This window comes from Zunongwangia endophytica, from assembly GCF_030409505.1.
GTDB classification, from domain to species: Bacteria; Bacteroidota; Bacteroidia; order Flavobacteriales; family Flavobacteriaceae; genus Zunongwangia; species Zunongwangia endophytica.
Genome location: NZ_JAUFPZ010000002.1, coordinates 873604 through 886588 on the forward strand (window position 1 = coordinate 873604; position 12985 = coordinate 886588).

Below are 12985 nucleotides of genomic sequence, written 5' to 3' on the forward strand. Positions count from 1 at the left end.
TGATTGTTTGTAACAGATTCGAAAATAAGCAGAAATAATTAAATCGAAATCAATATTCAATAATTATATTTGCGAAAATTAACGCTATCCCATGATAAGAAAAAAGATATTTAACAATACCAAAACGGCTTTTAAATTAAAATCGGATAATGAGTTAGATAGAGCCATCTTTCTATTTAGTATGATGGGAAAACCAACTCTAGTTAAATCTGGTATTGGACTTACCAAAATGTCTTTAAAACTGAAATTACCTGTAGAAGGGCTTATCAAGAAAACCATTTTTGAACAATTTGCCGGGGGCGAAACAATGGAAGATTGTAAACCCACAATCAAAACCATGTACGAGGCAAATCTTTGCAGCATCTTAGATTACTCTGTAGAAGGTAAAGAAACCGAAGAAGAATTTGATGCGGCTTTAGAGAAGAAATTAAGCTTAATAAAATTCGCAAAAGCAGAAAATGAACTTCCTTTTGCAGTATTTAAGCCTACCGGAGTTGGAAGGTTTGACATCTGGGAGAAGTTGACTGCCAATGTTAGTTTGGATGATGATGAAAAAAAGGAGTGGGAAAACATCAAAAGACGTGTTGATAAACTTTGTAAAACAGCGCACGATCTAAAAGTAAGATTATATGCAGATGGCGAAGAAAGCTGGATGCAAACTGCAGCAGATGATCTTATGGAAGATATGATGCGAAAGTATAATAAGGAAGAAGCATTAATTTTTAATACGTTGCAATGTTATCGCTGGGATAGGATTGAGTATTTAAAAAATTTACACGAAAAAGGTAAAGCTGATGGATTTAAAATAGGCGCCAAAATAGTTAGAGGTGCTTATATGGAAAAGGAAAATGAACGTGCTAAAAAGTTAGGTTATGTTTCCCCAATCTGTGAAAGTAAAGAAGCAACCGATGTGAATTTTAATAGCGTAATGTCTTATTGTTTGGCAAATTTACAAGATATCGCTGTTTTTATAGGAACTCACAACGAGGTGAGTAATTACTTAGCTTTACAAATCATAGAAGATAAGGATATAGATCTTAATGATTCCAGAATTTGGTTTAGTCAGCTTTTTGGAATGAGTGATCATTTAAGTTATAATCTTGCTAAGCGCGGTTACAACGCGGCGAAGCTTGTCCCATTTGGTCCGGTAAGAGATGTTGTTCCATATTTAATGCGAAGAGCACAAGAAAATTCCTCTGTAAAAGGACAAACAGGTAGAGAGCTTTCTTTATTATTAGAAGAACGTAAACGACGAAAAGGTCACGTAACCAGACACGATCGCCAGGAAAAGGAAAGTTTCTAATTACGTTTACTTATTTCGATTTACTACTTTTTACAACGGTAATAGCAGTAAGCAGTTGGGGTTTCTCATGTTTCTTGAAATCAAGTTCAGGAAATCGGATTAATTCCCATTTTTTATCGTGGTATTCTAAAGCGGTTAGATTTTCTATCCAATCGCCAGAATTTAGATAAAGACAGGTACCTTTTTTATTTGTCTTACGCACAATTCGGGGTTGATGTATATGCCCGCAAACAACGTATTTATATCCATTTTCGATGGCAAGATCTGTTGCTGTTTTTTCAAAATCATCAATAAATTTTATAGCTCCTTTTACACGATTTTTAATCTTTTTTGAAAGAGAGTATTTCTTTTTACCAATACCCACAAGACACCAATTTAAAAATCGATTAATTAGAATTAAAAGATCGTAGCCCCAGCCACCAAGTTTAGCAATCCATTTCGCATTTTGTACAGAAACATCAAAAACATCACCGTGAAAAAACCATGCTTTTTTACCATCTAATTCTAACACCAGTTTATCTACTATAGAAAAAGATCCCAAAAAGGTTTCGCTGAATTTTCTTAGCATTTCGTCGTGATTTCCTGTAATATAGATCACTTCAGTTCCGCTAGTACTTAAATCAATTATCTTTTTTATAACCTCTAAATGTGATTTCGGAAAATAGCGTTTTCTAAATTGCCAAATATCTATAAAATCGCCATTCAGAATTAGTTTTTTAGGGCTTACACTTTCCAGATATAACAGCAATTCTTTGGCATGACATCCAAATGTTCCTAAATGCACATCTGAAATTACTACCAAATCAATTTCTCTTTTTTTTCGCAATACTTAAATATTTGAAGTAAAGAACCTGAAATTAAGCTAATTAAAGGTTTATTTCAGTTTAAAGAAATCTTACTAAATCATTAAATCTGATTTTATTGTTACTTGAATATTAATTGTGTTAACATTTTTAATTTATAGGCTAAAAAATTACATTTGTTCAAAATCGTAGCAATGGCAGGAAATTCCTTCGGAAAAATTTTTAAACTTACCACTTTTGGTGAGTCACATGGCCCGGCAATAGGTGGAATCATCGATGGATGTCCGGCAGGCTTAAAATTAAATTTAGATGCAATTCAGGAAGAACTAAACCGGAGAAAGCCCGGGCAGTCTTCCATTGTTACACAACGTAAAGAACCAGATACGGTAGAATTCTACTCAGGAATTTTTGAAGGACAAACTACTGGTACGCCAATTGGCTTTGTAATCCATAACGCCAATCAAAAATCTAAAGATTATTCTCATATTAAAGATGCTTATCGACCTTCGCATGCCGATTATACTTACGATGAGAAATACGGCGTAAGAGATTATCGTGGTGGTGGCCGTAGTTCTGCTCGTGAAACTGCAAGTAGAGTAGTAGCAGGAGCGATTGCAAAGCAAATGCTAGAGAATATCAAAATTACTGCTTACGTAGATTCTGTGGGTAAAATATCTTTAGAGAAACCCCATTACGAAGTCGATTTTTCTTTAATTGAAACGAACCCTGTTCGCTGTCCAGATAAAGCGAAAGCTGAAGAAATGGAAGCCTATATTAAGCAAATTCGATCTGAAGGTGATACTGTTGGCGGTACAGTGCGATGTGTTATTAGCAATGTGCCTAAAGGATTAGGAGAGCCGGTTTTCGACAAATTACATGCTGAATTAGGTAAAGCTATGTTGTCTATTAATGCCGTTAAAGGTTTTGAATACGGTAGCGGTTTTGAAGGAACTCAAATGAAAGGAAGTGAACATAACGATCTTTTTAACGAAGACGGTTCTACAAAATCTAATTTGAGTGGAGGAATACAAGGTGGAATTTCTAATGGAATGGACATCTATTTTAATGTTGCCTTTAAACCTGTGGCTACGATTATGCAAAATCAGGAAACTATCGATAAAGAAGGTAAATTAGTAGAAATGCAGGGTAAAGGTCGTCATGATCCTTGTGTTGTACCAAGAGCTGTTCCTATTGTTGAAGCAATGGCAGCACTTACTATTGCCGACTTTTTACTTCAGAATAAATCTTCTAAATTATAACAAAACAATACAGAAAACCACACTATGAAGAAATTAGCACTGCATTGGCAGATTTTGTTAGGAATGTTTGCCGGAGTTGTTTTTGCTTTAATCATGACCAATTTTAGCTGGGGAGCTGAATTTATAAGTGATTGGATAAAACCATTCGGGAATATTTTTATAAATGCTTTAAAACTAATTGCAGTTCCGCTAATTTTAGCTTCTTTAATAAAAGGTATTTCTGATTTAAAAGATATCTCGAAGTTATCTAAAATGGGATTCCGTACGATCGGGATTTATATTGCTACTACCATTGTAGCAGTAACAATCGGCCTGGTAATGGTTAACTTGATTAAACCGGGAGCTACCATTGGTGAAGATACTCGGCAAGAGCTTATAGCCAGTTACGAAGGTGATGCGGTTGGTGTGCAGGCTAATGCCGCCAAGCAAAAAGAAGCTGGACCTTTGCAGGCGTTAGAAGATCTTGTACCTAGTAATATTTTTGCTGCAGCAGGTGATAATGCCAATATGCTACAGGTTATTTTCTTTGCTATTTTCTTCGGAATTGGATTGATTTTAATTGATGAAAAAACGGCAAAACCTGTTAAAGATTTCTTTGATGGTTTTAATGAAGTGATTCTGAAACTAATCGATTTAATTATGCTTTTTGCACCTTACGGTGTTTTCTCATTATTAGCAGCTTTAGTTGTAGAATCACCTAGTACAGATCTTTTTGCGGCATTAGCGATGTACGCGCTAACCGTTTTAACTGGATTGGCTTTAATGATTGGTGTTTATGTGTTACTAGTATGGATTTTTACTAAAAACAAACCTTCCTTTTTTATCAACGGGATCGCTCCGGCGCAGCTTTTAGCATTTTCTACCAGTTCTAGTGCAGCTACTTTACCAGTAACGATGGAAAGAGTAGAAGAGCACATGGGTGTACATAAAGAAGTAACTAGTTTTGTATTGCCGATTGGAGCAACAATTAATATGGACGGAACGAGTTTGTACCAAGCTGTTGCTGCTGTATTTATCGCACAGGCTTTTGGTATGGATTTAAGTATTGGAGCACAATTAGGAATTATTGCCACCGCAACATTAGCATCCATTGGTTCAGCCGCGGTGCCAGGCGCAGGAATGGTGATGTTAGTAATTGTACTCGCTCAAGCCGGTATTCCCGAAGCAGGTTTAGCTTTGATCTTTGCAGTAGATCGACCATTAGATATGTGTAGAACAACCGTCAATGTAACCGGTGATGCTGCCGTATCGGTAATGGTTGCAAAATCTGTGGATATGATGGGACCACCAAATGTGAAAGAATGGGACGATGAGTACGCTAAAGAAGAAGATAAATAATTTTAGCAAATTCTGATTTGTACTTTTTATTGCTTCGGAAAAAAATCTTCATTCGGCGTTTTTCTGCCTAATGATTCATAATTTGTATGAAACTTGATTTGAAATTCGGAGTGCTGAATTATTATTTTATATAATAAAATTTCAGATAACTTTTAACCTTCGGTACTCCGTGAAAAGATTTTAGAAAATCTAATTTAAGATCATAATTAATATCGTAGGCAGAAAGTGCGGCATCAACTTCAGATTTGTTCGCTTTGGCAATGTTTAAGTTATTTCGATAATTGTTTAGAGCACCCCAGCCCATTCCCAATAGAACTATAGCAATTGCCGAAATGATGATAGGCACAGCATAAGCCATTAGAAAGAAATGCTTCAGATAATTAAGAAATAAGTAATCCAGATAGAAAAGTACGATAGCGAAAATATTGAATAGAATAAAGTAACTATATACCCACCATTTATTTTTCAGTATCTTCTGAAGTTTTGCATTGGTATCGATTACTTTTTGTTTTCTTTTTTCTCCAAATTCGATAGTATTGCAGGTATTTTTAAAATTTGGCTTATTTCCTGTTAATCCGCAGATGTTCCCTTTCCTCAAGCTTACATCTTGATGTTCGCAAAGGTCACAATGCCAATGAGGCTCCATAAATTATAGTTTAAAACGGTAAGATATAAAATTGCTTTAGCTACAAAAAAACCTAATCCAAAAATTTAGCCTTGAGATCTGGTGTTGGAATCATACAACTTTCTTTCTTACCAAACCATTTGTAACGATTGCTAGCAATATCCTCGTAAACTATGTCTCTTAAACCTGTAGGCAAGAATTTAAAAAATTTTAAGCCTTGATAAATTCCGCTTAATTCTTTAGCAATTTCAAGTGCAGCATCAGATTTTTGATACCAGGCAATTCCGGGTTCAATAAGAATTATGGAATCCAAATAATTAGGATCTAAACCACGTTCTTCAAGCAGTTGTTTACCAATTTCTCCCTGCAAAGATGCAAAGCGAAATTGGTCTTTTTTGTCATGCTTTATAATGAATATCACGGCATCGTTACAAAGATTACAAACACCGTCAAACAACACGATTTTCTTATTTTCTGGAATATTCATTATGATTTTTTCATGGCTTGCACCAACTCTAGTTTTTCAATAGCAACCTGGGTGGTAAACATACCGTAATTAACGGTAGCTTTTCCTTTTTCAATTTTATCTAGCGTTCCTACACTTCGGCTATCTTCCAAACGAACGCGATCGCCAAGTTTCACTTTCGACTTTGGCTTATTAGCTTCTTTCTTAGCCTCAATTTCTTCTTTTTTCTTTTCTTCTTTCTTCTTTTGTCGAATTACTTCAACTTTCTTTTCGGCTTCGGCTTTTACTTTTGCTTCTTTTGCCTTTTCTGCTTTTCGCTGTTTTGCGTTTTGCTTTTTACGCTTAGAATTTTCAATAGCAACAAACTTCAAAAATTCCCCGATAAGCTCTTTTTTGTTATTATTCGTGAAGAATTTTTCACTAATATCATTAACTTTTTGCCCCATGTAAATCATACGTTGGTTGGCATCAAAAAGCTCCTGATAATCTTCTAATTTCTGCTGAATACGCGTATTGGTTTCTTCCAGCTTATCTTTTTGCACTGCTGCTTTCTGCTCTTTTTGTTTTAAAGAATCGGTGGTTTTCTGAAGTTTACTACGTTCCTGCTGAAGCTTAGCAATACTTTTATCAAAACGAATTTTACCACGTTCCACTTTTTTCTTTGAACGGTTAATCAGGCTGTACGGAATTCCGTTTTTCTGTGCTACTTCAAAAGTAAACGAACTCCCGGCTTCGCCTACACGTAATTTAAACAATGGCTCTAAACTAGCCGAATCGAACAACATATTTGCATTGCTCATATTCGGTAATTCACTAGCTAATTTTTTAAGATTCGCGTAATGCGTTGTTAGAATACCAAAACTTTCTTTTTCGTAAAATACTTCAAGAAAAGTTTCAGCTAAAGCACCGCCAAGTTCAGGATCACTACCAGTTCCAAATTCGTCAATTAAGAACAATGTTTTATCATCACACTTCCGAAGAAAATAATTCATATTCTTTAAACGATACGAATAGGTACTTAGATGATTTTCGATCGACTGATTATCGCCAATATCGGTTAGAATTCTGCTGAAAAAGGAAACGCGGCTAAATTCATGAACCGGAATTAAAAGTCCGCTTTGCAACATCAATTGTAATAATCCAACGGTTTTTAACGTGATACTTTTACCACCGGCATTAGGTCCTGAAATTACAACGATTCTATTATCCTTACTCAGATCGATATCCTGCGCATAAGTTTTAGCGCCTTTTTTATTATTACTAATAAGTAGCAGCGGGTGATACGCTTCTTTTAGCTGAATTTCTTGATCTGTGGTTATTGTCGGTAGTAAACCGTTAATCTTATCTGCATATTTTGCTTTTGCAGCAATTACATCTATTGTAGTTAGTAATTCTTGATACTGAATTAGAAGCTCGCGGAAAGGTCGAACAAACTCGGTTAATTCTTTTAAGATTCGATTTACTTCTTCTTTCTCTTCATACTGAAGATTATTAAGTTCTCGAGTATACTGAAAAGTAGATTCTGGTTGTATAAAAACAATACTTCCGGTTTTAGAACTTCCCATAATTCCGCCCTTAACTTTACGACGGTGCATGGCAGTTACGGCTAAAACTCTTACATTCTCTACGACACTTTCCCTAATATCATCTAAATATCCGTAAGAAGAATAGGTGCTAAGTGCATTGCTGAAACTTCCGTTAATTTGACCTTTAACCGAATTTATTTTACGCCTTAGATTTTGTAAAAGGGGAGAGGCATCATCTTTAATTTCACCAAAACGATCTACAATTTTATTAATCTGATCGATAAGCACCGTAGTATATTCAACTTCAGAAACTGTTCGATGTAAGTTTGGATAAATTCTCTGGTATTTATTGAAATATCGAATATGAGTATTCACCGTTTCAGAAATCGTTGCAATTTTTCTGAAACCAGCAACCTCTAATAAGGTCTCTTCAATTTTCAATAATTTTAATTCATTATTAATTTGATCGAAACCGTGATTGGGTATTGGGCTTTCCTGTAATTTAGAACTTACATATTCGTTGGTTTGGTGTAAACCAAAATAGGTTTTTTTGTAAGTTTTATAAGGTTTAATTTCTAAAGCTTTTGCTTTACCAGGGTCGGTGACGCACAATTGGCTAATTTGCTCACATACTACCGGAAATTCTAAGTCGGCTAGGCTTTTCTCTGTTATTTTTATCATAGTAACTCCCTCACAAAGGGTTTAAATTTCTGTTTCCGATCTATATTTGAATCTTATTTTTATTAAGATTGTAAACGAATCGGGAAAACTAGAAATTATCAATAATATTTTCTCTTTTACAACTTTTATGCATTCCTCAAGATTCTTCATTTTTTCATACTTTTGAGGAACTGCAAATTTACTTAAAATTATAATGAACGTAAATATCAATCAAGGTTGGAAAACGCATTTAGATGCCGAATTTGAGAAAGATTATTTTAAAAATCTCGTTGAATTTGTTAAAACTGAATATTCTAATTTTAATGTTTATCCCCAGGGTAAGAAAATTTTCTCGGCTTTTGATCATTCCACCTTTGAAGATACCAGGGTTGTAATTTTAGGACAAGATCCTTACCACGGGCCGGGACAGGCAAACGGACTTTGTTTTTCGGTAAATGATGGGATAGCACAGCCACCGTCTTTGGTGAACATTTTTAAGGAAATTAAGAATGATATCGGTAGCGAAATTCCACAAAGTGGAAACTTAGAGCGCTGGGCAGATCAAGGTGTTTTATTACTCAATGCGACGCTTACGGTAAGAGCGCATCAGGCAGGATCGCATCAAGGTAAAGGTTGGGAACAGTTTACCGATCGTGTAATTGAAATTGTTTCTGCTGAAAAAGAAAATGTTGTCTTTATGCTGTGGGGCGGTTATGCCAAGAAAAAAGCTTCGAAAATTGATAGCTCAAAACACCTAATTTTAACTAGTGGACATCCATCTCCTTTAAGTGCAAATCGCGGGTACTGGTTTGGGAATAAACATTTCTCTGAAGCTAATGAGTATTTGATCGCAAATGGTAAAAAACCAATTGATTGGTAGATTTTTCGGAAAGTAACGAGCCATTTAAGTAATTGCTAATTAGTGTTTCTATAATATTAGCTTAAAATAAATAATAATTTATTTAGCATTCGCTAGGGTTAGGATGGTAAATCGCTTTTGATTTAGCTTCAGAATATTTTAATAGACATTGTGGTGTAACATAATTGAGATAGATATACTTATAAGGAAATGAAATAGTTGAATACATGTTAGATAAACTCGATTTTTTTTCATGTTTATTGAATAAAATTGTGGGTATTTCATTGACTAAACCATAAGCAAACACTGGAATGAATAATTATCTTGATAAAATACAAAATATATTATAGCTAGGATATATTTTTTTAATAGCTCTTGGTATTATCAATGAAACACTCTTCTACAGTCAGTTTGGAATTAATATTTTAGAATACAGTGATATTCTTGATGTCTTAATTAGTCCTATTTCGAAATTGTCTTCTAATGTCTCATTATTGATTTTATCATCATTCGTAATTTTAATATTGATTACAGTTCCGAAAATGAGCAGAAAATTAAAAGATAAGAAATGGTTCACATCCTTTTTAAAATTAGATCCATCAGAAACAAACATCGAAAAAAAAGTATTTGAAGGACTAAGCGTATTTTCTATTATGTTTTTTATCGGAATTTTTATAGGTGCAGGACATAGCAAAGGTCTAAGGTTAAAGCAAAAAATAGAATCTGGAGAAGTAAAATATAATAATCAGATTAACTTTCTTGATGGAGAATTACTAGATGCCAAATTAATTGGAAAAAATAGTTCCTACGTTTTTTATCTAATAGAGGGTAATACGGAAGTGAAAATCTCTCCTATTAACGGAACTATAAAGTATTTAAGTAATTAGCTAGTTATTAACTACACCAACTTAAAACCTAAAAAATATGAAAGATTATAAAGTTGAAACATTAATTTATTATTCTAAATTAACTTTGGATGTTAATCATATCGTAAAAAGTTCAAAACTTGAAATTCAGGAAAAGTTAGGTGAATATACGAAGAATGGATATCGACTTGCCTCTACAGATGCGTCCAATTTTGGAGCAGCAATGTATATTTATTTATATTTTGAAAAAGAAATGTAAAGGAATAAAATTAAAAAAAGGAAAAAAATCAATTTAAATTCTTTTCCTTTTTAGTCTATTTTGAAAATATTAGCGCTTATAAATTATATAGAATACAAGAATTATCAATAGTATTCGATATAAGATTAAGCTGAAGTAGTTGCTGTTGTACTTCTTTTAATTCTTCCTCAGAGATTTGATGCTGACTCCAACTGGTAATTTCCATCCACTTCCTAATATCCTCGATTTTTTGGCCGTATCGTTCAGCAAAAATGTTATCAATTCCTTCCACATTCAAAATTTCCGCTGATTTCGCGTTCACGATATCCATCATTTTGCGTACGTCGCTATGATCAAGCCGAAGTACTTCGTTCTTTACAGCAACCACAAAACATGGCCATGGAGTAGGGCAGTCGTCTACTCTTTTAAAAGTGTTATTATCTACTAAAGGTTTGGTAGTAAAATGTTCCCACATAAAATAATCTGCGCGACCTTCTTTTAATGCCTCAATTGCACCATTAATGTCGCCAACAATTTCAAAATCAAGATTTGAAATATCCCAGCCTTGATTTTGTGCATTCACATAAGCCATTAATTGAGAACCAGAGCCAACGCGACTTATGGCTGCTTTTTTTCCTTCAAGATCTTCTATATTATTATATTCTGAATTGGCATCTACATGAATTCCCCAAACTAAAGGTGAAGCAATATAAGATTGCACAATTTTAGCTTCGTTTCCAGAAATTATATCTTTTACGGCACCTTCAGTAAGCAACACAGCAACATCAATTTCTCCATTACGTAACGCTTTTGTCATTGCTCCGGTACCATCAGGAAAATCTTTCCAGATAACATTTATATCTTCTTTTTTAAATTCTTCATTTTCTATGCATAAATGCCACGGAAGGTTAAAGTGTTCGGGGACTCCACCTACTTTTAGAGTTTTCATATGGTATGTTTTTGTTTGAGATATTCATAAATTGAATATTGAGACCGGTTGGATTTCGCTCCTTCTTCAGCTTCAACATACTGATTGCTTTCTCTAGAATCCTGAATCCTGGCCTTCACATTATCGCTAAGCTGAATTGCCAAAATATCTTTTAATTCAGCAAAAATATCTTTATCGTAAATGGGGGTAACCACTTCGATTCTTCGATCTAGATTTCTATTCATCCAATCGGCACTTCCAAAATACATAATTTCTTCTCCGCCGTTTTCAAAAAGATAAATTCTGCCGTGTTCCAAATAACGGTCTACAATACTTGTAATATAAATATTTTCACTCAAACCTTCAACTCCTGGGATCAAACAAGTGAAACCTCTTACTAAAAGTCGAATTTCAACACCGGCTTTACTAGCTTTGTAAAGAAGATCGATAATTTCGTAATCTTCCAAACTATTCATCTTAGCTGTAATTTTCGCCTTTTTACCCATGCGGGCATTTTCTATTTCATTATAAATTAAGGTGGTAAATTTTTGGCGTGTAGAAAATGGAGAGATCAATAAATGTTTTTCTCTAGGTACAATAAGTTCGCCTTCCAAAACCATAAAAAGACGAAACATTTCTTTGGTCAACTCTTTATTAGCCGTGAATAAGGCGTGATCACAGTAAATTTTAGAAGTCTCATTATTAAAATTCCCTGTTCCTATATAAGAATAGTTTACCGACTCTTCTCCTTCTTGCCGGGTAATCATCATAATTTTAGAATGCACCTTTATCTTAGGATAACTATAAATTACATTGGCGCCTTTTTCTTTAAATTTTCTACCCCAAATAATATTATTTTCCTCATCAAAGCGCGCTTTAGCTTCAACAAAAACCGTAACATTTTTTCCTTTTTCTAGAGCTTCCAGTAAACTACTAGTTAATGGTGAATTATCGGCAACGCGATAAAGTGAAATTTTAATGTGCGTTACCTTCTCATCTTTAACCGCATGGTCTAAAAACTTTTCTACATAATGGAAAGACATATAGGGAAAATGAACTAGTTGGTCTTTTTCCTTGATGGCATCAAAGAAATTATTGGAATGCTCTAAAACACGATGCGGAATAGGAGCTTGCTTTTCAAACTGAAGTTCTGGATTTTCTGTAGGATCTTTTAGTGATAAAAAGTCTTTAAAATTATGATATTTTCCGCCGGGCATCATATCTATTTTGCCCAACTTCAGCAGATTTCTAACCTTTTTTTGCAGGTCTTTTGGCATCTTCGCATCGTAAAGTAATCTTGTGGGTTGCCCATCTGCGCGTTGATCTAAGCTATCATAAATCTTTTCAGCTAAAACACCTTCATATTGATCTTCGATATAAAGCTCGGCATCTCTGCTTAATTTAATCTCGTAAATCCCCGTGATTTTATCGTTAGGAAATAAACATGGCAATTCACTTCTAATAATTTCATCTAAATAAGTAAGCATATTTTTACCATGCTCAAAGTATACAAATCGGCCACATTTATCTACAGGAATATTTACTATACCTAGATGATTTTCATTTTTAAAACCAATTAAAAAATAGATCATCGCATTATCTAGAAATAGATCGTTTTCAGTCGATAAGTCGATCTTCTTAATTTCCAGATGATTTTTTATACTATGTTCGAAATAATAATTCGCAAATTTCTGCTGCTTTTCATCAAAATGATCTGAATCAATAAGATGAATATCATTTGCAGAAAGTTCTGGGAGTATTTGTTTTGTATAGATGTCACCAAAACGTTCCTGGTGTTCTTTTACAATTTTTAAAATCTGTTTTGTAAGTCGGTTTGGCTTTAAATCAAGCTTTTTACGAATACTTTTCTCAACCCGCTTCATCTGCCGAAGTTGAGAAACCCGCACTCTAAAATATTCATCCAGATTTGAAGAAAATATGGCTAGAAATCGTATTCTCTCGAAAAGTGGATTTTTTTTATCTTCAGCTTCTTGTAAAACTCTTTCGTTAAAATATAGCCAGTTAAGATCCCGATGTCTAAATCGATCTTCGGTAGGTTGTTGCATTTTTTGGTTCACTTGTTTGACCAAAAATACAAAGTTGAGATATGTTCA

Annotated in this window: 12 protein-coding genes; 6 read left to right on the top strand and 6 right to left on the bottom strand. The window is 34.1% G+C overall.

Features of this window, described 5'->3' with window-relative positions; genetic code table 11:
• The first annotated feature begins 91 nt into the window (after positions 1-91).
• Positions 92-1303, top strand: coding sequence for a proline dehydrogenase family protein (locus tag QWY91_RS03930; protein WP_290231903.1), 1212 nt, complete (start codon positions 92-94; stop codon positions 1301-1303).
• 10 nt (positions 1304-1313) lie between these two features.
• Here QWY91_RS03930 and QWY91_RS03935 read toward each other — a convergent pair whose 3' ends face one another.
• Positions 1314-2129 (bottom strand): UDP-2,3-diacylglucosamine diphosphatase, encoded by an 816-nt coding sequence (locus QWY91_RS03935; RefSeq protein ID WP_290231905.1) that lies wholly within the window; start codon positions 2127-2129, stop codon positions 1314-1316.
• 171 nt (positions 2130-2300) lie between these two features.
• On the opposite strand from QWY91_RS03935, the gene aroC reads away from it, so the two are divergent.
• Positions 2301-3365 carry a chorismate synthase gene (gene aroC / locus QWY91_RS03940; protein ID WP_290237058.1) on the top strand — a complete coding sequence of 355 codons (1065 nt, stop codon included), beginning with the start codon at positions 2301-2303 and terminating at the stop codon, positions 3363-3365.
• 24 nt (positions 3366-3389) lie between these two features.
• Positions 3390-4703 (top strand): dicarboxylate/amino acid:cation symporter, encoded by a 1314-nt coding sequence (locus tag QWY91_RS03945; RefSeq protein WP_290231907.1) that lies wholly within the window; start codon positions 3390-3392, stop codon positions 4701-4703.
• 121 nt (positions 4704-4824) lie between these two features.
• Here the strand turns inward: QWY91_RS03945 and QWY91_RS03950 are convergent, their stop codons facing one another.
• The 3 genes from QWY91_RS03950 to QWY91_RS03960 are packed head-to-tail and all read right to left on the bottom strand — an operon-like array spanning position 4825 to position 8001.
• The gene (locus QWY91_RS03950; protein ID WP_290231908.1) at positions 4825-5349 is read right to left on the bottom strand and encodes a hypothetical protein; all 525 of its coding nucleotides are present in this window, start codon (positions 5347-5349) and stop codon (positions 4825-4827) included.
• Positions 5350-5401: 52 nt separating this feature from the next.
• Positions 5402-5815 carry a thiol-disulfide oxidoreductase DCC family protein gene (locus tag QWY91_RS03955; RefSeq protein ID WP_290231910.1) on the bottom strand — a complete coding sequence of 138 codons (414 nt, stop codon included), beginning with the start codon at positions 5813-5815 and terminating at the stop codon, positions 5402-5404.
• On the bottom strand, positions 5815-8001 hold the full coding sequence (locus tag QWY91_RS03960) for an endonuclease MutS2 (protein ID WP_290231912.1): 2187 nt from the start codon (positions 7999-8001) through the stop codon (positions 5815-5817). The genes QWY91_RS03955 and QWY91_RS03960 overlap by 1 nt, the downstream gene beginning before the upstream one ends.
• 193 nt (positions 8002-8194) lie before the next feature.
• On the opposite strand from QWY91_RS03960, the gene QWY91_RS03965 reads away from it, so the two are divergent.
• From QWY91_RS03965 to QWY91_RS03975, 3 genes are all read left to right on the top strand, one after another.
• Positions 8195-8860, top strand: coding sequence for a uracil-DNA glycosylase (locus QWY91_RS03965; protein WP_290231914.1), 666 nt, complete (start codon positions 8195-8197; stop codon positions 8858-8860).
• A gap of 521 nt (positions 8861-9381) precedes the next feature.
• Complete coding sequence (locus QWY91_RS03970; protein WP_290231917.1) at positions 9382-9726, top strand: hypothetical protein; 345 nt, start codon at positions 9382-9384, stop codon at positions 9724-9726.
• A 37-nt stretch (positions 9727-9763) separates the two neighbouring features.
• On the top strand, positions 9764-9964 hold the full coding sequence (locus QWY91_RS03975; protein WP_290231919.1) for a DUF4177 domain-containing protein: 201 nt from the start codon (positions 9764-9766) through the stop codon (positions 9962-9964).
• Between the two features lie 76 nt (positions 9965-10040).
• Here QWY91_RS03975 and QWY91_RS03980 read toward each other — a convergent pair whose 3' ends face one another.
• Both QWY91_RS03980 and ppk1 read right to left on the bottom strand, forming a co-directional pair.
• Positions 10041-10892, bottom strand: a complete 852-nt coding sequence (locus QWY91_RS03980) for a substrate-binding domain-containing protein (protein ID WP_290231921.1) — start codon at positions 10890-10892, stop codon at positions 10041-10043.
• Positions 10889-12937 carry a polyphosphate kinase 1 gene (gene ppk1 / locus QWY91_RS03985; protein ID WP_290231923.1) on the bottom strand — a complete coding sequence of 683 codons (2049 nt, stop codon included), beginning with the start codon at positions 12935-12937 and terminating at the stop codon, positions 10889-10891. The genes QWY91_RS03980 and ppk1 overlap by 4 nt, the downstream gene beginning before the upstream one ends.
• Positions 12938-12985: the final 48 nt, after the last annotated feature.